General features: G+C 64.6%; 17 protein-coding genes. 3 read left to right on the top strand and 14 right to left on the bottom strand.

The genetic code is table 11. The features are described 5' to 3' along the window. Nucleotides 1–51 precede the first annotated feature (51 nt). From E8M83_RS02140 to E8M83_RS02095, 10 genes are all read right to left on the bottom strand, one after another. The gene (locus tag E8M83_RS02140; protein WP_170976658.1) at nt 52–954 is read right to left on the bottom strand and encodes a choice-of-anchor A family protein; all 903 of its coding nucleotides are present in this window, start codon (nt 952–954) and stop codon (nt 52–54) included. 125 nt (nt 955–1,079) lie between these two features. After that, on the bottom strand, nt 1,080–1,919 hold the full coding sequence (locus E8M83_RS02135) for an HDOD domain-containing protein (protein WP_229491386.1): 840 nt from the start codon (nt 1,917–1,919) through the stop codon (nt 1,080–1,082). Between the two features lie 169 nt (nt 1,920–2,088). Next, nucleotides 2,089–3,036 (bottom strand): BON domain-containing protein, encoded by a 948-nt coding sequence (locus tag E8M83_RS26040; RefSeq protein ID WP_206077413.1) that lies wholly within the window; start codon nt 3,034–3,036, stop codon nt 2,089–2,091. Between the two features lie 229 nt (nt 3,037–3,265). Continuing rightward, the gene (locus tag E8M83_RS02125) at nt 3,266–3,670 is read right to left on the bottom strand and encodes a cell envelope biogenesis protein TolA (RefSeq protein ID WP_137171754.1); all 405 of its coding nucleotides are present in this window, start codon (nt 3,668–3,670) and stop codon (nt 3,266–3,268) included. A 131-nt stretch (nt 3,671–3,801) separates the two neighbouring features. Then, nucleotides 3,802–4,503 (bottom strand): hypothetical protein, encoded by a 702-nt coding sequence (locus E8M83_RS02120; protein WP_137171753.1) that lies wholly within the window; start codon nt 4,501–4,503, stop codon nt 3,802–3,804. A gap of 124 nt (nt 4,504–4,627) precedes the next feature. Beyond that, a complete protein-coding gene (locus E8M83_RS02115) occupies nt 4,628–6,250 on the bottom strand; it encodes a methyl-accepting chemotaxis protein (protein ID WP_137171752.1) in 1,623 nt (540 codons plus the stop codon). Nucleotides 6,251–6,385: 135 nt separating this feature from the next. Beyond that, nucleotides 6,386–8,110 (bottom strand): hypothetical protein, encoded by a 1,725-nt coding sequence (locus tag E8M83_RS02110; protein WP_137171751.1) that lies wholly within the window; start codon nt 8,108–8,110, stop codon nt 6,386–6,388. A 32-nt stretch (nt 8,111–8,142) separates the two neighbouring features. Beyond that, nucleotides 8,143–9,576 carry an efflux transporter outer membrane subunit gene (locus E8M83_RS02105; protein WP_137171750.1) on the bottom strand — a complete coding sequence of 478 codons (1,434 nt, stop codon included), beginning with the start codon at nt 9,574–9,576 and terminating at the stop codon, nt 8,143–8,145. Nucleotides 9,577–9,614: 38 nt separating this feature from the next. After that, entirely contained in the window at nt 9,615–11,216 is a 1,602-nt protein-coding gene (locus E8M83_RS02100) for a DHA2 family efflux MFS transporter permease subunit (RefSeq protein ID WP_137171749.1), read from the bottom strand. Between the two features lie 9 nt (nt 11,217–11,225). Then, nucleotides 11,226–12,377, bottom strand: a complete 1,152-nt coding sequence (locus E8M83_RS02095) for an HlyD family secretion protein (RefSeq protein ID WP_137171748.1) — start codon at nt 12,375–12,377, stop codon at nt 11,226–11,228. Nucleotides 12,378–12,494: 117 nt separating this feature from the next. On the opposite strand from E8M83_RS02095, the gene E8M83_RS02090 reads away from it, so the two are divergent. Both E8M83_RS02090 and E8M83_RS02085 read left to right on the top strand, forming a co-directional pair. Further along, nucleotides 12,495–13,163, top strand: coding sequence for a TetR/AcrR family transcriptional regulator (locus tag E8M83_RS02090; protein WP_137171747.1), 669 nt, complete (start codon nt 12,495–12,497; stop codon nt 13,161–13,163). Between the two features lie 109 nt (nt 13,164–13,272). Beyond that, nucleotides 13,273–13,458: a hypothetical protein gene (locus E8M83_RS02085; RefSeq protein WP_137171746.1), complete on the top strand. Its 186-nt coding sequence runs from the start codon at nt 13,273–13,275 to the stop codon at nt 13,456–13,458. A 66-nt stretch (nt 13,459–13,524) separates the two neighbouring features. On the opposite strand, the gene E8M83_RS02080 is transcribed toward E8M83_RS02085, so the two are convergent. From E8M83_RS02080 to aceE, 4 genes are all read right to left on the bottom strand, one after another. After that, on the bottom strand, nt 13,525–13,848 hold the full coding sequence (locus E8M83_RS02080; RefSeq protein ID WP_137171745.1) for a hypothetical protein: 324 nt from the start codon (nt 13,846–13,848) through the stop codon (nt 13,525–13,527). A gap of 301 nt (nt 13,849–14,149) precedes the next feature. Continuing rightward, nucleotides 14,150–15,997, bottom strand: coding sequence for a dihydrolipoyl dehydrogenase (lpdA, locus tag E8M83_RS02075; RefSeq protein WP_137171744.1), 1,848 nt, complete (start codon nt 15,995–15,997; stop codon nt 14,150–14,152). A gap of 13 nt (nt 15,998–16,010) precedes the next feature. Next, nucleotides 16,011–17,675: a dihydrolipoyllysine-residue acetyltransferase gene (gene aceF, locus E8M83_RS02070; RefSeq protein ID WP_137171743.1), complete on the bottom strand. Its 1,665-nt coding sequence runs from the start codon at nt 17,673–17,675 to the stop codon at nt 16,011–16,013. A gap of 72 nt (nt 17,676–17,747) precedes the next feature. Further along, complete coding sequence (gene aceE, locus E8M83_RS02065) at nt 17,748–20,456, bottom strand: pyruvate dehydrogenase (acetyl-transferring), homodimeric type (protein ID WP_137171742.1); 2,709 nt, start codon at nt 20,454–20,456, stop codon at nt 17,748–17,750. Nucleotides 20,457–20,783: 327 nt separating this feature from the next. On the opposite strand from aceE, the gene folD reads away from it, so the two are divergent. Then, the gene (gene folD / locus E8M83_RS02060) at nt 20,784–21,644 is read left to right on the top strand and encodes a bifunctional methylenetetrahydrofolate dehydrogenase/methenyltetrahydrofolate cyclohydrolase FolD (protein ID WP_137171741.1); all 861 of its coding nucleotides are present in this window, start codon (nt 20,784–20,786) and stop codon (nt 21,642–21,644) included.

Raw genomic sequence — 21,644 nt, 5'->3', positions numbered from 1 at the left:
AATAAACAACGGCGGCTCATGGCCGCCGCTTTGTCTTCCAGAGAAACTACGTCAGGCGCGACGGCGCCGCATGGCGATCGCGCCGACCAGGCCGGCCATCATCAACGCCAGGGTGCCCGGTTCAGACACTTCGGCCGGCGGCTCCACCGGCGGATTGTCCTTGACCAGCTCGAAGCCAGGCACGTCGACCGGCTTGAAGTAATTGGCGGCATTGACCTGGATGCTTGAATCCCAGGTATCGACGATGACCTGGCCATTGATGACGTCATGGATGCCGACAGCGGTCGCGCCCGGCGCCAACACGCTGCCGAGGATACCTTTCATGTTGACAGTTTCCGCCTCGAAGAAGTTGAACAGGACGTTATAGTCCGCCAATGGGTGCATCCCGCCGTCGAAACCGCCGTGCTTGCCGCTGATATTGAAAATCAGTGTCTGGCCCTTGGTCAACCCTTCGAGCACCCAGTTATTCCCGCCAAGAAGAAAAGCAGCGGAGACATCGAATATGTCCACGCCACCCTCGCCGCTACCGATGATCTTGTTGGCACTGTACTCGCGCTCGACGGTTCCCGTCGACTCGACCAGGCGCAATCCCGCGGCGATATCCTTGAACTGCTGCGTCGCTGCGGCGAAATCGACTGGATTGACGGTGGAGCGTGGCGGCGCCTCGGCCCGCTCTAGAGCGACCTTGCCGCCAGCGTAGACGGAGCCGTTGTGGATGGACCCGCCGGTCAGCGTAATATCGCCGCCAGCCACGATCGAATAGCCGGCGTAGGCGGCCCTGTCCTTGAAGTTGACGGCGTAATCCTGGATTGTGACGTTACCGCCAGAAGCGATCGCCCCTTCGACATCGCTCCCCATCGCGCTGAAGTCGCGCGCGGTGTACACATTGGCGCCGCCCATGATGGCGCCCAGATCGATGACGCCGGCCTGCGCGCCCATGCTGGACAGTACCATTCCGAGACCTACCGCAAGCTTGATCATAAAAATTCCGCACAGAAATTAATAATGATCAAGAGTATCACTGCCTCATTGCCGTTTGGTTGCTAAAAAGGTACGCTTCCTGGAATTCTATCGAAACGTCACACCAAGGCGACGTCGCCCATCGCCTTCGCCGTTTCGGCCGCTTCGTCCAGGATGTCTTGCAGGGTGACTTCATCGAACACGAAATCGAGCGCGCTCTCGCCATGTTCCGGCAGGTTCATGCGACGGCTGTCGAGGGGCGACGGCACCGGTGCGTATTGATTCGCAAGCAACATGGTGTCGAGCAGCGTGCCCGGAGGCATATTCAACCAGCCGCCACGCATGTCGGCGATGGCGTCCGACACGGCCGGTGGAATCGACAGCTTTTTCATCACCTCGGCGCTGACCACGTCTTCGCACAGGGCGCCCCAGTTCTCGGGGTCGTCGTCCAGCAGGCCGGGAAACTCGTCGGCCCTCGCCAGCAGGTAAAAACCGCCCACCTCGTGCACGATGCCGGCAAACAGGGCGGTATCGGGATTGACGCCGGTGACGCGGCGCGCCAGCGAATGGGCGATCGAGGCGACATGGGTCGTGTGCGCCCACAGTTGCTCGGCCTTGGCGCGCAGGCCGGGATCGTTGATGCGGTTGCCGAACTGGCGTACCACCAGGCTGGCGACCAGGGCTTGCAGGCGCCGGTAGCCGATGCGCGCCACGGCGGCGCGGACATTGGTGACCGGCATGGTACTGCTGCCGCCAAAGGCCGGCGTATTGGCCACCGCGACCGTGCGCGCAGCCAATTGTGGTTCGGCCAGCACCAGGCGGATCGCCTCGTCGATATGGCAATCCGGGTCGTCAAGGGCAAGCTGCAGGCGCAGTACGGCATTGACGCTGGTGGGGAAGGTGATTTCACCGCGGACGGCCTGCGCTGCGATGTATCCAAAGGCTTCGAGTTTATTCACGCCGGTCATTATAGCCCCGGCCGCATGCCGGGCCGGACGCCAGGCCACCACACAGCCGCCGGCCGCAGCAAACTGTGGCGCTCCATCCACACGGCATAAGCGCCCGCCGGATGCAAGACAGCCCACGCACCAGGCGGCGCGCGGGCTGTTGCAAGGGTGTGGCCAGGACTTACTTGACCTTGATCGCGCTCTTGACGTTGCTCACGCCTTCCACGCCCTTGGCCACTTGCATGGCCTTGTCGGCCTCGGCTTTCGATTCGACGAAGCCGCTCAGCATGACGACGCCGCCTTCGGTATCGACGTTGATTTCCATGCCTTTCAGGGCAGGATCGGATACCAGGCCAGCCTTTACCTTGGCGGTGATGGTGCCATCGGAGGCCGCGCGGGCGGTGCGTTCGCCGGCGCGCTCGGTCGCATTTTCGGTCTTGCGGGCGGCGTTCGAGGCCATCTCCTTGGTGCGGTCGACGGCGGCAGCGGTCTTTTCCTTCACGGTGGCGATTGCCTCGCGGGTATTGGCGGAAACGGCGGCGCCGGTAGCGGCGGCCACGTTGGTGGCGGTGGTAACGTTACCGCGCTGGTCGACGACGCAGGCGGTGCGCGCATCGCCGCTCATCTGTTCGCATTTCTGGACGGCGGCTGCCGTTTCTGGATTGGTGGAGTCGATCCGGCTTACCAGTTCGCCGCTACTGCTGGGGCCGACCGCACGGTCGATATTGCGGTCGTCGAGGCGCGCCAGCGCGGCATCGCGGATCGAACCGGCCGTGGCCTTGCAGCGGTCCTTGTCGGCGGACGCGGCAGCGTCGCACTGGGTATCGGCCAACTCGTGCTCGGCGCGGACCACCTTGGCGCGTGCATCGCGCAGGTTGCCGCCGGTGGTGTCGTATTTGGTATAGGCATCGAGTTCGGCGCGCGCTTGGGCCAGCTTGGCCTCGTCTTCGCACACTTCTTCGGCGTTGCCGCTCTTGGCGTCGCACTTGGTCTTGGCAGTGCGGTAGTTGGCGGCGGCCTTGTCCATCGCGGCGCGGTGGGCGTCCTTGTCGACGGGGGCGGCACTGGCAGGAACAATGGCGACGGCCGACACGGCGGTCGCGATCAAGGTAGCGATGAGGGTTTTCATGGTTGGATTCCCTTGCATGCGGTTGTTAGGATGACATCCATTAAACGCCCCGCTCCCTTCAGCATCTGTGCGACAACGTACCTTGTTCGGACAAACCAGACAATAGGACATAGCCAGAGAGCACTTGTGCCATTAACGCAAAAACGCCGTTCCTGCGTTCGCAGAAACGACGTTCATATTCATTACTTGCCGTTGCCGCAGTGAGGTGCGGCAGCAGGGTAATCAGCGATTACTTGGCCTTGTTGGCGTCACGCGCGGCGTCGCGGGTCGACTTGGCTTGTGCCTCGCACTTGTCTTCGGCATCGCCTTTCAGCGCGTCGCATTTTTCGTCGGCCAGTTCATACTCGGCATCGATCACGTTGTCGCGTGCCTTGCGCACATTGTTGCCAGTGTTGTCGTGCTTGGTGGTGGCATCGAGTTCGGCTTTCGCACGGGCCAGCTTGGCCTCGTCTTCGCAGATGTCTTCGGCGTTGCCGCTCATGGCGTCGCACTTGTCCTTGGCAACGCGGTAATCGGCCTTGGCCTTGTCCATCGCCGTTTTATGGGCGTCTTTATTGGTCTGGGCGGCGGCGGGAGCGATGCCGATGGCGGCGACGGCGGCGGTGGCGATCAAGGTGGCGATGAACGATTTCATGTTGAGTCCCTCTATTGGTTATTGGTGAGACCATTAAACGCCGAGACCGCTGAGCACTCTGTGCGGCACCGAACGCTTATTAAAAAACCAATTAAGCTTATAGGGACGATAGCGCTGAACGTCGATCTACCTCAATCGTCAGCGCTCAAGAGGCCTTTGCGCCACAGCGCATCGGCGGCCTCGAATGGCGTCAGGCGGCCGTCGAAATGCTTGCCGTTGCCGGCCAGCTTTACCCAGGCGCGTGTGTCGTGGCCGCTGTTCGGCACCGCCACCGTCGCGCGCACGCCGCTGAGCCAATCGTGTACCCGTGCATACTCGCCGGGCTGGGTGCGCTGGATCCAGGCCAGCGCCACCAGGTCGGCAAAGCCTTCCTCGCGCCGGGTATCGCGCATCGCCTTCGCCGCCGCCAGCAGCGCCGGGTCGTGCGAGGTCTGCGTGCCCGTCTCGACGAAGCCGGCCGGCAGCAGATGCCATTCGCCCTGGGCGTAGCGCCAGCAGTGGGCCAGTTCGTGCGCGGTCATGGCCTCGATCAGCAGCGCCTGCTCGTCAGCGGGGACATTCTCCAGCACCTTCTCGGCCCCTGGATTGCCGCGCATCGACAGCACCAGCTTGCAGCGTCCATTGGCGAAGCCCATAGCCAGCGGCACCGCGCCGGCCGCTACCTGCGGCTGGACGATGATATCCACCGGCAGGTCGATCGACTTCGAGTAATCCAGCACCGGGGCGGCGGCGCGCAGCCAGCGCGATTCCTGCGCCGTCAGCTGGGCAGCGTGGAGTGGGAGTGTGCTGGACGCTGCGACGCAGAGCGCCGCGAACAGGAGGGGTTTGGACATGGTGCTGCTCCGGGATGAACGAAATTCCTATTGGAAATTCTAGCCCCGAATCAAGCACTGCTTTCAGGAAAATATTTCTGTATGTTCAAAAAAACAAGGGCCGCCGCGGCGATCCTTGCATCCCTTAAGCGGCCAGTGCAGACCGTGCCTTCCCGCCTGCCAGCGCCGGTGCGGCGCCGCCATCGAGACGGAAAATGCTCACCAGTTGCGCCAGCCTCTCCGCCTCATCTTCCAGCGCAGCCGCGGCCTGGCTGGCCTGCTGCACCAGTTCCGCGTTCTGGCGCGTGGCGTCGTCGATCTGGCCGATCGCGCCATTGACCTGCTCGATGCCGGCGTTCTGCTCTGCGCTCGCATGGCTGATCTCGCCCATGATGTCGGTGACGCGCCTGACGCCGCTGACGATCTCGTCCATCGTCGCGCCGGCCTGGTCCACCAGGCGCGCACCGGCGTCGACCCGCTCGACCGAGCTGCCGATCAAGACCTTGATTTCCTTGGCCGCCGCCGCCGAGCGCTGGGCCAGGTTGCGCACCTCGGTCGCCACCACGGCGAAGCCGCGGCCCTGCTCGCCCGCGCGCGCTGCTTCCACGGCAGCATTGAGTGCCAGGATATTGGTCTGGAAGGCGATGCCATCGATCACGCCGATGATGTCCACGATCTTCTTCGACGACTCGTTGATCGATGCCATGGTGTGCACGACCTCGGCCACCACCTTGCCGCCGCGCAGCGCTACTTCGGACGCCGATTCGGCCAGCGCATTCGCTTGCCGCGCATTGTCGGCATTCTGGCGCACGGTGCCGGTCAATTGCTCGACCGAGGCAGCGGTGGCTTGCAGGGTGTCGTTCTGGCGCTCGGTACGGCCGGCCAGGTCGCGGTTGCCGGCGGCGATCTCGGTCGACACGGTGCCGATCGCCATGGTGCCGTTGCGCACTTGCGCCACGATGCGTACCAGGCTGTCGCGCATGCCCTGCATCGCGAACAGCAGGCTGGCGCGGTCACCCGGACGGGTGACGATGTCCACGCCCAGGTCGCCGCTGGCGATGGCGGTGGCGATCGAGGCCGCGTAGTCCGGCTGGCCGCCGAGTTGGCGCAGCAGGCCGCGGCTGATATACCAGGCCGCCAGCGAACCGGCAGCGATCGCGCCGGCGCACAGCAGCGCCATCCAGCCAAAGAAACCGTTGGCCATGCGGCGCGCCTCGTGCGCGGCATCGTTGCTCAGCTTTTCCTCGAGGTCGATCAGGCGGTTGATGCTGGCCAGCCAGGCGCTGAAAGCCGGCGCGGCCTCTTGCGACAGCAACGTGTTCGCCTCAAGGACATTGCCGGCGGCATGCAGCTCGACCACGCGCGCGATCAGCGGCTTGGTCCGGCTTTCCTGGGCCTTGATCGCGGCCAGCGCGTCCTTCTCTTCGGGCAGGATGTCCTTGCGATCATTGAACAGCGCATCGAGCGGGCCGGCCGAGCGCGCGTAGTTGTCGTCCAGCGTGCGGATCAGCGCCAGCGGGGCTGCGGCGCCTGCCCCGTCGGCCGCCAGCACCACGTCGCGCAGGGCGATCGCCCGGTCGTGCACACTGCCGCGGAAATTGATCGCGTGGCGCTGCTTGACGCTGTTGACCTCGTTGATATGGTTGAGAACGTTCTCGATCCGCCCCACGCGGCTGACGGCCAGCGCGACCAGGGCGATCATCAATAGAAAAACGGCGCCATAGCCGATTGCCAGCCGGGCGCCGATGGTCAGGTTCTTGGTTTTCATATAGGCAGGGTGTCGGTCGAGTAAGTTAAAAGAAAAACCATAGTTATTTCTTATTGGAAACTACTCAAATATAGCATGGCGCTGTAGGTTGTGCTTACAGCGCCTGCGCTACCGTTCCCTGTCCTTGCACAGCCATTATTTGAGCAGGCTGTCGGCCGTGACGAAGGCCGGGCGGATATCGTTCGGCACCGCCTTGAGCTTGTCGAGCGCCTTGCGCACCTCGGGACGAATGACCACGTATTTGTCCATCATCGCCTTTGCGCGCGCATAGTCGCCCGTGGCCTCGATGGTCAGGAATTCGCGGTCCAGGTCGATCACGGCGCCCTTGATCTTCTTGAAGTCGACCGAGAAGGTGCCGTCGTCGTGGGCATTGATGCCGCCCTTGTCGAGCAGGTAGTTGACCTGGATCGCCATGCCGCGCGCATGCGACGAGCTCAAACCGAAATGCAGGGTACGGAAGCTCGAGGCCAGGAAGGTGTTGTACAGCTTGCGTTCGGCCGCGGCGCCCTGCCCCAGCGTGTCCTTGAGCAGGCCCTTGTCCATCATGTATTGCAGCGCCCAGAGGCCGGTGACGTCGGCCTTGGCTTCCTCGATGGTCGAATACGTCTCTTTCAGGTCCTGGCGCGGGGTCGAATCCTTGCCGTCCTTCTTCGTGTGGTGCGGTCCCAGGCCGTGCATGATCTCGTGCGCCAGGATGTGGGTGAAGAAAGAATCGAAATCCAGGTCAGCCTGATCGGCCGGCCGCAAGACCTGCTTGCTGATCGGGGTCAGCGTGGACGTGAATTTCGCCTGCTGCACGTTCTTGAGCATCACGCGCTTGGAGCCGCGCTCGCGGATCACGCGCTCGTCGTTCGGCAGGTTGTAGGCCGCGGTCTGCACGCCCATATTGCCGTCGCCGGCGCCATACACTTCATTGACCACCACCATCGGCGCGATGGCGCCGACCTTCGGGTTGCGGTACTGCTTGTCGAGCGGCAGATTGTCCTCGAGTTCCTGCAAGTGCTTGCCGAAGAAGTCCAGCTTGGCCGTCTCTTGCGGATCGCGGATGCTCACATAGGCCTCGAAGGCCGCCTTGTAGCCGAACAGTTCGTCGTTATAGGTTTCATACGGCCCGATGGTCACGTCGACCGGCGAATCGAGATCCATCCAGGCGAAGTCCGAGGCCAGGTAGTCGTTGGAGAGGAAAGCATCGGCGCGCAGGCCCAGGAATTTCTTGAGCGAGGCATTGTCGGTGGATGCCGCGGCGTCGCGCAGCAGCTTGGCCAGCTGTTCCAGCTCGGGGCGGTATTCGTCCGAATACTTCACGGTGCGCAGCTTGCCGTCCGGGCCAGGGCGGATCACGGTGAAGAACCACTGCGCATCCTTCTTCTGCTCCGGCGCCAGGCCGTTCATCCAATTTTCGAGCGTCGCCTTGGTAGCGCCTTGCGGATAAAAGTTGGCGCCTTCGGGCTTCTTCGCCGGGATCCTGATGCCCGCATACTCGGCCGGCATGAACGAAGAATTGTTGTCCAGGTTCGACCACGGGCCCTTGTTGAGCCAGAAGGCGTCCAGGCGCGCGCGGCCCAGCGGCGTGGTGTCTCGCTTGAGCGCGTTCCAGAGCGCTTCGTTATGGGCCCAGCGCTGGCGCAGCTGCAGCGTGTCGACGATCCTGGCCGCTTCGATCAGCTTGACGATGGCGGCGCGGTCGCCCTTCGACAGGTGCGACACATCGGCGCGCAGCTCGACCGGCGCGAAGCGTTTCGACATGGCCTGGAGCTGGTCGGCGCTGGCGGCCGTCGACGGCGTTTGCGCGTGCACGGTCGGAGCGAAAGCGGCGCCGATGGCGGCGCACAGGACGAATGGTGCGAGGATGTTTTTCATGGTCTCTCGGGTCGTGGATGACAAGCGGACCATTATCGCACCGTCGCCAACGCCTCCCCCTGCTCCCACCCACCGCCAAGCGCACGCGCCACCGCCACCGTCGCCAGCAGGCGCTGGGTGCGGATCTGCGCCGCCGCGCGGTCGGCGCCCAGGGCGCTGCGCTGGGCGTCGGTCACGTCGAGATAGGTCGACACGCCGCGCTCGTAGCGCGCCTGCGCCACCAGCAGCGCGCGCGCCGCGGCCTGTTGCGATTGCGCCTGCACCTCGCCCTGTTGCTGGCGCTGCTGCAGGTCGGACAAGGCGTCTTCCACTTCGCGCAGCGCGCCCAGGAGTTTCGTCTGGTGGTTGGCCACCGCCTCGTCGTAGCGCGCCTTGGCCAGCGCCAGGTTGGCGCGATTGTGGCCGCCGTCGAACACCGGCAGCGACAGCGCCAGCGGACCGGCCGAAAACTGGCGCGCCCCGCCGCTCGTCAAATCGTTCAGGCTTTGCGAGGCATAGCCGACATTCCCGGTCAGCGACATGGCCGGATAGAAGGCGCCTTCGGCCACGCCGACCTGCGCATTGGCGGCCTTCAGCTGGGCCACGCTGGCCGCCAGGTCGGGCCGCTGGCCCACCAGGCTGGCCGGCAGGCCAACGGGAATCGCGGGGGGCTGCGGCAGTTGCACGACCGGCGCTTCGGCCAGGAGCGGCGCGCTCGGCGTGCTGCCCACCAGCGTGGCCAGCGCGTGTTCGACCAGGTTGCGCTGGCGCTGCACCTCGTGCAGGTCGGCCTCGGCGTTGGCGCGCTCGATGCGGGCGCGCGACACATCCAGCTCGTTCGACAGGCCGCCGTTGAAGCGGGCCTCGACCAGCTCTTGCGACTCGCGCCGCGTGGCCAGGGCGTCGCGCAGGATCGCCAGCTCGGCATCCAGGCCGCGCAACTGCCAGTAGTTCGAAGCGACCTGGCTCGAGAGCAGCAGGATCACGCCGTCGCGGTCGTCCTGCGCCGCCAGCGCCTGCGCATCGCTGGCCTCGACCACGCGGCGCACGCGGCCCCACAGGTCGAGCTCATACGACAGCGAGGCGCCGACGCTGTAGTGATTGCCCTCGATCGAACGGCCGCCCAGGGCCAGGCCCTGCGAGGTTTCGGCCGAGGTGCGCGCATTCGAGACGCCGGCGCCGACCGAGACGCTCGGCAGTTGGCCGGCGCGCACCACGCCCAGTTGGGCTTGCGCCTGCAGCAGGCGCTGGGCCGCGGCCTGCACGCCCGGATTGTCGCGCAGCGCGCGCGCTTCCAGGCTGTCGAGGGTTGTGTCGCGGAACACGGTCCACCAGGCGGCCGGCAGCCGGGCGCTATCTGCACCGGCGTCGACATGGCGGAACGCCGCCTGCGCCGGTGCATCCGGCGCCTGGAAATCCGGGCCAAGGGTAGTGCAGCCGGCGAGCAGCATGCCGATCGCGAGAACGGTGGCGAGAGGTTTGAACATGGTTGGTCTCTTCATTCGATTCAGTATCAGTGGGCGCATCAATGAGCGCCTGAGCCGCCCGGCGACTTGACCTTGTCGGCCATCCAGATCGCGGCGATGCAGCCGAGCAGGATCATGCCGATGATCCAGAAGCCGTCGTTATAGGCCATCACATAGGCTTCGCGCCGCACCAGGCGGTCGACCACTGCCAGCGCCTGGTTGGCGGCGCTGGCGGGGTCGATGCCGCTGGCGATGAAGCCTTGGGTCAGCGCGTCCAGGCGTTCCTGGGTCGCCGGCGCATAGCTCGACACGGCTTCGCCCAGGCGCGCCGAGTGGAAGTGCTCGCGGTTGGTCAGCGAGGTCGCCAGCAGCGCGATGCCGATCGAGCCGCCCAGGTTGCGGGTCATGTTGAACAGGCTCGAGGCCGATCCCATCTCGCGCGGCGGCAGGCCTGACATGGCGAAGTTCGACAGGGTCAGCATCACGAAAGGCTGGCCGATGGCGCGCACGACCTGGGTCCACATCAGCTGGTCGTAGCCGGTGGTGGCGTCCATGGTCGAATTCATGATGCACGAGATGCCGAACATGAACAGGCCAAAGCTGCACAGGATGCGGTTGTCGATCTTCGACGACAGCCTGGCCGCGAACGGCATCACCAGCAATTGCGGCAGGCCGACCCAGGCGATCACTTCGCCGATCTGCATCGGCGTGTAGCCGGCGATCTGGCCCAGGTACAGCGGCAGCAGGTAGGAGGAACCGTACAGGCCCATGCCGATCACCGCCGACAGCGTGGTCGCGACCAAAAAGTTACGCTGGCCGTAGAGGCGCAGGTTGACGAACGATTCGGGCTTCGAGAAGCTCAGCGCCACCCAGCCCAGGAGGCCCGTGAGCGAGAGTGCGGCGAAGGTCACGATGAAACGCGAATCGAACCAGTCCTTCGAATTGCCTTCTTCAAGGAAGATCGTCAGGCAGGCCAGGCCCATCGCCATCAATGCGATGCCGAGCCAGTCGGCTTTCACCAGGGTCTTGAGGTCGGCCTTCTCGGGCTTCAGGCCCCAGGCCATGCCGGCGATCAGCAGCACGCCCGGCACCCAGTTGATATAGAAGATCGAGGGCCAGCCATACAGTTCCGACAGGTAGCCGCCCAGGGTCGGGCCCATGGCCGGCGCCAGGGTCGCGGTCAGGCCGAAGATGGCCATGCCGGTGGCGCGCTTGGATGGCGGCAGCAGGGTCATCACCAGGGTCAGGGCCATCGGGATCAGGGCGCCGCCGGTGAAGCCCTGCAGCATGCGGAACACGATCATGCTGTCCAGGCTCCAGGCCGCGCCGCACAGGGTCGAGAACACCAGGAACAGCGCGGTGGTGCCGATCATGTAGTTGCGCACGCCGAAGGCGCGGGTGAACAGCGCGGTCAGCGGAATGACGACGATTTCGGCGCACAGGTAGGCGGTCGAGATCCACGACCCTTCTTCCTGCGTGGCCGACAAGGTGCCGAGGATGTCGCGCAGCGAGGAGTTCGTGATCTGGATGTCGAGCACCGCCATGAAGGCGCCCAGCATGCCGGCGGCGACCGCGATCCAGGTGCGCAGGTCCACCGCTGCGCCATCGGCTGGCGCGCCCGGAACCGCGCCCATTGGCGCGGGTTTGCTCAGGGTAGTCATGACAATGGCTTAGCGGACGGCGGCGGTCTGGGTGTGCCTGGTGTCCTGGCCCAGTTCGACCTCGGCCACCACCGACATGCCTGGCACCAGGCGGCCGGCATACTTTTTCATGTCTTGCGGATCGAGCGTGATCTTGACCGGCACGCGCTGCACGATCTTGGTGAAGTTACCGGTCGCGTTATCGGCCGGCAGCAGCGCGAACTGGTTGCCCGACGCCGGCGCGAAGCTGTCCACGCGGCCCACCAGGTGATGATCGGGCAGCGCGTCGACCTCGAGGCTGACCATCTGCCCCGGCGCCAGGCCGGCAAGCTGGGTTTCCTTGAAGTTGGCGACCACCCACACATTGTCTTCGACCACCGCCAGCAGGGCCTGGCCCGGCTGCACGCGGGCGCCGACTTCGACGCTGCGGCGGCCGACGCGGCCGGCTACCGGCGCCACGATGCGGTTATAGGCCAGTTGCTGCTGCGCGTCCTTCAACTGCGCCTGCAGCACCTTGACCTGGGCCTGCAGCACGTCGCGACCGGCTTGCGCCGCGCCGATCTGGGCTTGTGCGGCGGCGGCGTTGTCGCGGCGCGCAGCCAGGTCGGCCACGGCGGCGGCGCGCGCCGCGCTCGAGGCATCCACCTCGGCCTTCGAGACCGCCTTCATGGTGTCGTTGTACAGCTGGCCGAAACGCTCGGCGTCCTGGCGCGCGCGCAGCAGTTGGGCTTCGGACTGCTTGACCTGGGCGCCGGCGGCCGAGGCTTGTGCACGCACCTGCTGGATCTGGGCGTCGGCCTGGCCGACCTGCTGCTGGACGCTGGCGATTTGCGCCTCGATCTGCTCGACGCGCACGGCGTGGTCGGCCGGATCCAGCTCGGCGATCGTGTCGCCGGCCTTGACCAGCTGGTTGTCGTCGACCGCTACGCGCGTGACCACGCCGGCCACGCGCGACGACACCTGGTGCACGCGCCCGGTGACATAGGCATTCTCGGTCTCGACGTAGTGATGGCTGCGGTACCACATGCGTCCGCCGGCGCCGATCGCCGCCAGCGCGATCAGGCCGACCACGGCCAGCACACGCTTGTTGGGCCCGCTCTTGCCAGGCCCGTCGACCGGGGCGCCGCTCCCCTGTGCTTGTGCTGCGCTCGCCTGCCCTGCCGTGCTGTGCGTCTCTGCCATGGTACTGCTCCGGAAAAATGAAATGAAATGGGTTCAGCGCATTATTTGCCAGCAATTCACGGAAGTCAAGGAATGAAATGGTTGCGTTTCATTTTAATTTCCACTAGAGTCCTTGCCATGAGCAAAGCACAGAGCGATATCCCTGCAGGCGCCAAGTCAGCCGGACGCCCCAAGGCTTCGGAAGTCGAGGCCCGCACCCAGGAATTGATCGAGGCCGCCGGCTGCCTCTTCCTGCGCCATGGCTATACCAAGGTCAGCCTCGAGACAGTCGCCCGCGAAGCACGCGTGGCGGTGCGCACCATCTATGTGAAATTCGGCGGCAAGGCCGGCCTGCTCCGGGCCGTGCTCGCCTCGCGGCGCGAACGCCTGTTTGCCGGGCGCAGCATGGACGCCGACACCCGGCCGCTGCGCGAGATCGTCGACGATTTCGCGCGCGACTTCTACGAGATGATCGTCGAGCCCGATGCGATGGCGATGCAGCGCGTGGTGATCGCCGAGGCCGTCAGCAATCCCGAGCTGGCCGAGGCCTTCTACGAAGGCGGGCCGCGCCTGACGCGCGAGACGCTGTACCGTTTCTTCGCGCGCCCGGATATCCGCAGCCAGTTGCGCGACGAGGTGCCGCTCGACCTTGTGCCGACCCACCTGATCGGCTGCATCTGCGGCGATCCGATCGGCCGTTTCCTGTTTCCCGATGCCGAGCCGATGAGCGAAGAAGCGCGGCGCCAACTGGCGGCACGGCTCGAGCTGTTTTATTCGAGCGTCCTGAAGAATCCTCAAGCTAGCTGATTAAGTGCGGCATCGCACGGACACAAGTGGCGTTTTTGTGGCACTCTGTAAGCCTTCACAGAGGATGTCGTGAATATCAATAACAGCGGTTTGACCGCGAGGAGAAAGCATGAGCAAGTCGTCCAGATACGAATGGCGTGACCAGCAGGCTTCGCTGCAAGAACGCATGAAGAACTTCATCGAAAACCCTGGTAATGATCAGATGGAAGCAGTGATCGCTGAAATGCGTACCTATGCCGCCGCCGCCAAGGCCGGCACGATCGATATCCCGGAGCGCTTCGTCAGCTTCGGCTGAAACAGGCATCGCATCCATACCAATGCCGCCCGGCGCAAGCCCGGCGGCATTTTTCATGCCTGGTGATCAGATGGCCGACATCGGTACCGGCCTGGCTTGTTCTTCCGCTTCGTACACGCGCGTGAGCAGGTGCACCTTGCGCGGCGCCCGGTGGCGCTCATGAAGTTCGCGGGTCAGCACCTCGACCCGGCGCGGCCGCACCGCCACCTGTTGCGGGTCAATGGTGCCGATGGCGCCCGGCTCGTACTGGCCGAACTGCGAGGCCAGCAGCTGCGAGATGGTGCCGGTAATGGTCGCCGGCGCGCCGTGGACCGTGGTGTGGAGTTCGAAACAGCGGGTTTCCGGCAACACGTAGACGGTCCCGACGTACTCATTGCTGTGCTCGTCCATCTTCCCCTCCTGGAACGCGGGCGCGGCAAGTCGGCTTGCCGCCGCATTGTCTCATCATAGGCTTTTGGCGGGCGCTGGCAAGCGGCGCACGCCGCTCATTCTCATCCATTGCAACTCGTGTAAAAAAAACAGCGGGGTCAGGTCTGACATTCTAAAAAAAAAACAGCGGGGTCAGGTCTGACATTCGGACACGGGCTCTACCACACCAGTGTACGAATGTCAGCTTCTGACCCAGCTGTTGCTTGATGAATGCTGAGGCCGTGTCCGAATGTCAGACGTGACCCCAGCTTTTTGTTGGGGCTTAGCGCTTCTTCGGTGGCGGCAGGTCGGTGCAGACGCCTTCGTAGGCTTCGGCCGCCATGCCGATCGACTCGCCCAGGGTCGGGTGCGGGTGGATGGTCTTGCCGATGTCCACGCCGTCCGCGCCCATCTCGATCGCCAGCGCGATCTCGCCGATCATGTCGCCGGCATTGGTGCCGACGATGGTGCCGCCGACGATGCGGTGGGTCTCGGCGTCGAACAGCAGCTTGGTGAAGCCTTCGTCGCGGCCGTTGGCGACCGCGCGGCCGCTGGCGTTCCACGGGAAGTGGCCCTTCTCGACCTTGATGCCCTTCTGCTTGGCTTCTTCCTCGGTCAGGCCGACCCATGCCACTTCGGGGTCGGTATAGGCCACCGACGGGATCACCTTGGCGTCGAAGTGGGTCTTCTTGTCGAGCGCCGCTTCGGCCGCCACGTGCGCCTCGTGCACCGCCTTGTGCGCCAGCATCGGCTGGCCCACCAGGTCGCCGATGGCGAAGATGTGCGGCACATTGGTGCGCATCTGGCTGTCGACCGCGATGAAACCGCGATCGCTCACCGTCACGCCGGCCTTGTCCGCGGCGATCTTCTTGCCGTTCGGGCTGCGGCCCACGGCCACCAGCACCAGGTCGTACAGCTGCGGTTCCGGCGACGTCGCGCCGGCTTCGGCCGCTTCGAAGGTGACCTTGATCCCTTCCGGCAGCGCTTCCACGCCGACGGTCTTGGTCTTGGTCATGATGTTGTCGAAGCGGTGGGCATTGAACTTCTGCCAGACCTTGACCGCCTCGCGGTCGGCGCCCTGCATCAGGCCGTCCATCATCTCGACCACGTCGATGCGCGAACCCAGCGACGAATAGACAGTCGCCATTTCCAGGCCGATGATGCCGCCGCCGATGACCAGCATCTTCTTCGGCACCTGGCGCAATTCGAGCGCGCCGGTCGAATCGACGATGCGTGGGTCTTCAGGCACGAACGGCAGCTTCACCACCGACGAACCGGCGGCGATGATCGCCTTCTTGAAGCCGATGACCTTCCTGGCGCCATCGGGGCCGGTGACCTCGATGTGGTTCGGGGAGAGGAACTGGCCCACGCCCTGCACCACATTGACCTTGCGTGCCTTGGCCATGAAGGCCAGGCCGCCGGTCATCTTCTTGATCACGCCGTCCTTGTGGGCGCGCAGCTTGTCGATGTCGACTTGCGGCTTGTCGAAGGCCACGCCCAGGTCGGCCATGTGCGCGGTCTCGTCCATGATGTGCGCCACGTGCAGCAGCGCCTTCGATGGAATGCAGCCCACGTTCAGGCACACGCCGCCGAGCGTCGCGTACTTCTCGACCAGCACGGTGTTCATGCCGAGGTCGGCGGCGCGGAAGGCGGCCGAGTAGCCGCCCGGGCCGGCGCCCAGCACCATCATCTCGCAGTCGATGTCGACCTGGCCCGAGTAGCTCGAGGCATTCGGCGCCGGCGCGGCGCCCGGCTGGGCGGCCGGTGCAGGATGGGCCGGCGCATACGAATCGGTCGGCGCAGCGACGGCGGTCGGTGCGACAGCCTGTGCACCGATCTGGGCGGCCGGCTTGTCGGCCGGCTTTTCAGCCGCCGGCGCGGCAGCGCCGGCACCCGACTCTTCCACCGTCAGCAACAGCGTGCCTTCGTTGATCTTGTCGCCGACCTTGACCGAGATGTCCTTGACGACACCGGCGTGGGTCGACGGGATTTCCATGCTGGCCTTGTCCGATTCGACGGTGATCAGGGACTGGTCGACCTTGATCGTGTCGCCGGCCTTGACCATCAGCTCGATCACTTCGACGTCCTTGAAGTCGCCGATATTCGGGACTTTCACTTCAACAGTGCTCATCAGTGCGCTCCAATCACAGAAGGGTCTTGCGCAGGTCGGCCAGCACGTCGGCCAGGTACGCGGCGAAGCGCGCGGCGCCGGCGCCGTCGATTACGCGGTGGTCGTACGACAGCGACATCGGCAGCATCAGGCGCGGCTGGAAGCCCGACCCGTCCCACACCGGCTTCATCGCCGACTTGGACAGGCCCAGGATCGCCAGTTCCGGCGCGTTGATGATCGGCGTGAAGTTGGTGCCGCCGATGCCGCCCAGCGACGAGATGGTAAAGGTCGCGCCCTGCATCGCGGTCGGCGGCAGCTTGCCTTCGCGCGCCAGGCCCGACAATTCGCCCATCTCGGTGGCGATCTGCGAAATGGTCTTCTTGTCGGCATCCTTCACGACCGGAACCACCAGGCCGTTCGGGGTGTCGGCCGCGAAGCCGATGTTGTAGTACTGCTTGGTGATCAGGGCCGCGCCGTCTTCCGACAGCGATGCATTAAATTGCGGGAATTTCTTGAGCGCGGCGACGCTCGCCTTGATCACGAAGGCCAGCATGGTCAACTTGACGGCGGACTTCTGTTTGGCCAGCGCGGCGTTCGAATCGACGCGGAACTGCTCCAGGTCGGTCACGTCGGCTTCGTCGAAGTGCGTCACGTGCGGGATCATGACCCAGTTGCGATGCAGGTTCGGGCCCGAGATCTTCTTGATGCGCGACAGCGGCACGGTTTCGGTCGGACCGAATTTCGAGAAGTCGAGCGACGGCCAGGCCAGCAGGTCCAGGCCAACGCCAGTGCCGCCCGCTTTCGCCGGTGCGGCCGCTGGCGCAGCCATCACGCCCTTGACGAAGTTCTGCACGTCCTGCTGGGTGATGCGGCCTTTCGGGCCGGTGCCCGGCACGCGGCCCAGGTCGACGCCCAGTTCGCGTGCGAACTTGCGGATCGATGGCGAAGCGTGGGCTTTCGAACCGGTCGCGCCTTGCGCGGCGGCTGGCGCAGCGGCAGCAGCAGGTGCCGGGGCCGATGCTTGTGCAGGCGCCGGCGCGGCTGCAGGAGCGACTGCAGGAGCGGCTGCAGGAGCGGCTGCGGCAGGCGCAGGCGCCGCTGCAGGCGCGCCACCAGTCGCTTCCACGACCAGCACCAGCGAACCCTTGGCGACCTTGTCGCCGACCTTCACTTTCAGTTCTTTCACGACACCGGCATGGCTCGACGGGATTTCCATGCTGGCCTTGTCCGATTCGACCGTGATCAGCGACTGGTCGACCTTGATCGTGTCGCCGACCTTGACCATCAGTTCGATGACTTCGACTTCCTTGAAGTCGCCGATGTCCGGCACGGTCACGTCGACCGGGCCGCCAGAGGCCGCAGGGGCGGCAGCGGCTGGCGCTTCGGCAGGCTTTTCGGCCGGCTTTTCGGCAGCGGCCGGCGCGGCTGCCGGAGCAGCTGCAGGCGCTCCGGCAGCACCGCCGGCTTCCTCGAGCAGCAGCACCAGCGAACCCATGGCGACCTTGTCGCCGACCTTGATCTTGATTTCCTTGACGACGCCGGCATGGCTCGATGGGATTTCCATGCTCGCCTTGTCGGATTCGACGGTCACCAGCGACTGGTCGACCTTGATCGTGTCGCCCGGCTTGACCATCAGTTCGATGACTTCGACTTCCTTGAAGTCGCCGATATCGGGGACTTTGACTTCCACAATGCTCATAGTGTTAGCTCCGTTATTTTTCGTTCGCTTTGAGACCGCCGTTTCCTGCGAAGGAAACGGCGGCGTCGAGCATTACTGGGTCACCGGATTCGGCTTGTTCTGGTCGATGCCGTACTTGGCGATCGCCTGCGACACGATTGCGCGGTCGATCTTGCCTTCGTCGGCCAGGGCGCGCAGCGCGGCGACCGTCACGTAGTAGCGGTTCACCTCGAAGAACTCGCGCAGCTTGACGCGCGAATCCGAGCGGCCGAAGCCGTCGGTGCCCAGCACCTTGTAGGTGCGGTCCTTCGGCATGAAGGCGCGGATCTGCTCGGCGAACATGCGCATGTAGTCGGTGGTCGCGACGATCGGGCCGCTGGTGTTCTGCAGCAGCGACGTCACGTACGGCACGCGCTGCGGCAGTTCAGGGTTGACCATGTTCCAGCGCTCGGCGTCCTGGCCATCGCGCGCCAGCAGGGTCAGCGACGGCGCCGACCACACGTCGGCATCGACGCCCCAGTCGTTCTTGAGCAGCTCGGCGGCGAAGATCGACTCGCGCAGGATGGTGCCGCAGCCGATCAGCTGCACGCGCGGCGCCGGCTTGTCACCAGCGATCGCAGCACCTTCCTGGAGCAGGTACATGCCCTTCAGGATGCCCTCTTCCTGGCCCGGCTTCAGGCCTGGATGCGGGTAGTTCTCGTTCATGATGGTGATGTAGTAGAACACGTCTTCCTGTTCTTCCACCATGCGGCGCAGGCCGTCCTGGATGATGACGGCGACTTCGTGACCGAACGTCGGGTCATACGGCAGGCAATTCGGCACGGTCGCGGCGATAACGTGGCTGTGGCCATCTTCGTGCTGCAGGCCTTCGCCGTTGAGCGTCGTGCGGCCGGCGGTGCCGCCCATCAGGAAGCCGCGCGCACGGATGTCGCCCGCCAGCCAGACCAGGTCGCCCACGCGCTGCATGCCGAACATCGAGTAGAAGGTGTAGAACGGGATCATCGTGCGGTTGTTCGACGAGTACGACGTCGCCGCGGCGATCCACGAGCTCATGCCGCCCGCTTCGTTGATGCCCTCTTGCAGGATCTGGCCTGCCTTGTCTTCGCGGTAGTACATCACCTGGTCGCGGTCGACCGGCTCGTACAACTGGCCCTGCTGGTTGAAGATGCCGATCTGGCGGAACAGGCCTTCCATGCCGAAGGTACGCGATTCGTCGACCAGGATCGGCACGATGCGCTGGCCGATGCTTTCGTCCTTGAGCAGGCTGGTGATCACGCGCACATACGACTGGGTCGACGAGATCTCGCGGCCTTCCGCGGTCGGCTCGAGCACGCCCTTGAAGGATTCGAGCTTCGGCACCACCAGCTTTTCATCCGCCTTCTCGCGGCGCTGCGGCAGGTAGCCGCCCAGTGCCTTGCGGCGCTCGTGCAGGTACACCATCTCGGGCGCGTCGTCGGCCGGCTTGAAGAACGGGATATCGGCCAGCTGGTCGTCGGGGATGGCGATATTGAAGCGGTCGCGCATGTCGCGGATCGCCTGGTCGTCGAGCTTCTTGGTCTGGTGGGCGGTGTTGCGCGCCTCGCCCGACTTGCCCATGCCGAAGCCCTTGACGGTCTTGACCAGCAGGACGGTCGGGGTGCCCTTGTTCTCTTGCGCGTTCTTGAACGCGGCGTAGATCTTGTGCGGATCGTGGCCGCCGCGGGTCAGGCGCCAGATGTCGTCGTCGCTCATCTTCGACACCATTTCGAGCAGCGCAGGGTGCTTGCCGAAGAAGTGCTTGCGCACGTAGGCGCCGTCCTTGGCCTTGTAGTTCTGGTATTCGCCATCGACCGATTCCATCATGACGCGCTGCAGGATGCCGTCCTTGTCCTGGGCCAGCAGCGGATCCCACTGCGAGCCCCAGATGACCTTGACGACGTTCCAGCCTGCGCCGCGGAAGTCGGCTTCGAGTTCCTGGATGATCTTGCCGTTGCCGCGCACCGGGCCGTCCAGGCGCTGCAGGTTGCAGTTGACGACCATGACCAGGTTGTCCAGGCGTTCGCGCGCGGCCATGCCGATCGCGCCCATCGATTCCGGCTCGTCCATCTCGCCGTCGCCGCAGAAGACCCAGACCTTGCGGTTGTCGGTCTTGGCAATGCCGCGTGCGTGCAGGTATTTCAGGAAGCGCGCCTGGTAGATCGCCATCAGCGGACCCAGGCCCATCGACACGGTCGGGAACTGCCAGAAGTCCGGCATCAGTTTCGGGTGCGGATACGACGACAGGCCCTTGCCGTCGACTTCGCGGCGGAAGTTCAGCAGCTGTTCTTCGGTCAGGCGACCTTCGAGGAAGGCGCGCGCGTAGATGCCGGGCGAGGAGTGGCCCTGGATGTACAGCAGGTCGCCGCCGTGGTCTTCGGTCGGGGCGTGCCAGAAGTGGTTGAAGCCCGTTCCCAGCATGTTCGCCAGCGAGGCGAAGGACGAGATGTGGCCGCCCAGGTCGCCGTCGGCGCGGTTGGCCTTGACGACCATCGCCATCGCGTTCCAGCGCATCCACGAGCGCAGGCGCTCTTCGTATTCGAGGTTGCCCGGCGAGTTCTGGTTCAGGTGGGCCGGGATGGTGTTCACGTAGGCGGTATTGGCCGAGAACGGAACGTGGGCGCCGCGGCGGCGCGCCAGGTCGACCAGGCGCTCCATCAGGTAATGGGCGCGTTCGGTCCCTTCATGTTCGATCACCGCTTCCAGCGCATCGAGCCATTCGCGGGTCTCGATCGCGTCCGGATCATTGGCGGCTTGCGCGGTCAACTGGTCGAGTTGAGCTGACATGTCATGCGTCTCCTAAGTGGTGCGCCCCATCCGATCCCTGCGCAGGCTGGCGGCGAGTGGTGAAATTTCAGACTATCTTTTAGATAAACCCATGGATTCTACCAGTGGATTTTGGCATTTTCAAATTACGATATGCGATTTCACGATATGAAATCATATGCTGCAAGTGCACATTTTTCATAGAGAAACACTCGCCTTTCGATCAACGGACATCGTATACCGAAGCACCCTGATCACGGCGAAAAACGGCCCATTTATACGCTGAAGGGAGGAGATTGCATGGGTCGGTCGTATAATTCTGTTTTTGCCCAGCGACGAGCCTTCACCATGCCTGCACAACTGATCGACGGAGTTCTCCTTTCCAAACAACTGCGCGAGGATATCGCCGCGCGCGCCGCCAAGCTCACCGCCGCCGGCAAGCAGCCCGGCCTGGCCGTCATCCTGGTCGGCGAAGACCCGGCCAGCCAGGTCTATGTGCGCAACAAGGTGAAGGCTTGCGGCGACGTGGGCTTTCATTCCGTGCTCGAGAAATACGACGCCGATCTGTCCGAAGCCGCCCTGCTCGATCGCATCGCAGCGTTGAACGTGGATCCCGCCATCCACGGCATCCTGGTGCAGATGCCGCTGCCCAGGCACATCGATCCGTCGAAAGTCATCGAGGCCATCTCGACCGCCAAGGACGTCGACGGCTATTCGGTGCTGTCGGCCGGCGAACTGATGACCGGCCTGGAAGGCTTCCGTCCCTGCACCCCCTACGGCTGCATGAAGCTGATCGAAACCACCGGCATCGACCTGCGCGGCAAGCACGCCGTCGTGATCGGCCGCAGCAACACCGTCGGCAAACCGATGGGCATGTTGCTCTTGCAAGCCAACGCCACCGTGACCATATGCCATAGCGCGACCGCGGACCTGGGCTACCACACCCGCCAGGCCGACGTGATCGTGGCCGCCGTGGGCCGCCGCAATACCCTGACCGCCGACATGGTCAAGCCGGGCGCGATCGTGATCGACGTCGGCATGAACCGCGACGACGCCGGCAAACTGTGCGGCGACGTCGATTTCGACGGCGTCAAGGAAGTGGCCGCTCACATCACGCCGGTACCGGGCGGCGTGGGTCCGATGACGATTACCATGCTGTTGCAGAACACGGTGGAGTCGGCCGAGCGCGAATTGGCGAAACAACGTTGA

Origin of the sequence: Massilia sp. HP4 (assembly GCF_005222695.1) — a bacterium.
Lineage (GTDB): Bacteria > Pseudomonadota > Gammaproteobacteria > Burkholderiales > Burkholderiaceae_D > Telluria.
Note: the sequence above shows the minus strand (reverse complement) of the source record. Positions and strands in the feature narration are given on the sequence as shown.

Coding starts and splice junctions, on each gene's coding strand:
- E8M83_RS02140 (WP_170976658.1), bottom strand. CDS start 954: ATGGTACTGTCCAGCATGGGCGCGCAGGCCGGCGTCATCGATCTGGGC.
- E8M83_RS26040 (WP_206077413.1), bottom strand. CDS start 3,036: ATGAAAACCCTCATCGCTACCTTGATCGCGACCGCCGTGTCGGCCGTC.
- E8M83_RS02125 (WP_137171754.1), bottom strand. CDS start 3,670: ATGAAATCGTTCATCGCCACCTTGATCGCCACCGCCGCCGTCGCCGCC.
- E8M83_RS02120 (WP_137171753.1), bottom strand. CDS start 4,503: ATGTCCAAACCCCTCCTGTTCGCGGCGCTCTGCGTCGCAGCGTCCAGC.
- E8M83_RS02115 (WP_137171752.1), bottom strand. CDS start 6,250: ATGAAAACCAAGAACCTGACCATCGGCGCCCGGCTGGCAATCGGCTAT.
- E8M83_RS02110 (WP_137171751.1), bottom strand. CDS start 8,110: ATGAAAAACATCCTCGCACCATTCGTCCTGTGCGCCGCCATCGGCGCC.
- E8M83_RS02105 (WP_137171750.1), bottom strand. CDS start 9,576: ATGTTCAAACCTCTCGCCACCGTTCTCGCGATCGGCATGCTGCTCGCC.
- E8M83_RS02100 (WP_137171749.1), bottom strand. CDS start 11,216: ATGACTACCCTGAGCAAACCCGCGCCAATGGGCGCGGTTCCGGGCGCG.
- E8M83_RS02095 (WP_137171748.1), bottom strand. CDS start 12,377: ATGGCAGAGACGCACAGCACGGCAGGGCAGGCGAGCGCAGCACAAGCA.
- E8M83_RS02090 (WP_137171747.1), top strand. CDS start 12,495: ATGAGCAAAGCACAGAGCGATATCCCTGCAGGCGCCAAGTCAGCCGGA.
- E8M83_RS02085 (WP_137171746.1), top strand. CDS start 13,273: ATGAGCAAGTCGTCCAGATACGAATGGCGTGACCAGCAGGCTTCGCTG.
- E8M83_RS02080 (WP_137171745.1), bottom strand. CDS start 13,848: ATGGACGAGCACAGCAATGAGTACGTCGGGACCGTCTACGTGTTGCCG.
- lpdA (WP_137171744.1), bottom strand. CDS start 15,997: ATGAGCACTGTTGAAGTGAAAGTCCCGAATATCGGCGACTTCAAGGAC.
- aceF (WP_137171743.1), bottom strand. CDS start 17,675: ATGAGCATTGTGGAAGTCAAAGTCCCCGATATCGGCGACTTCAAGGAA.
- aceE (WP_137171742.1), bottom strand. CDS start 20,456: ATGTCAGCTCAACTCGACCAGTTGACCGCGCAAGCCGCCAATGATCCG.
- folD (WP_137171741.1), top strand. CDS start 20,784: ATGCCTGCACAACTGATCGACGGAGTTCTCCTTTCCAAACAACTGCGC.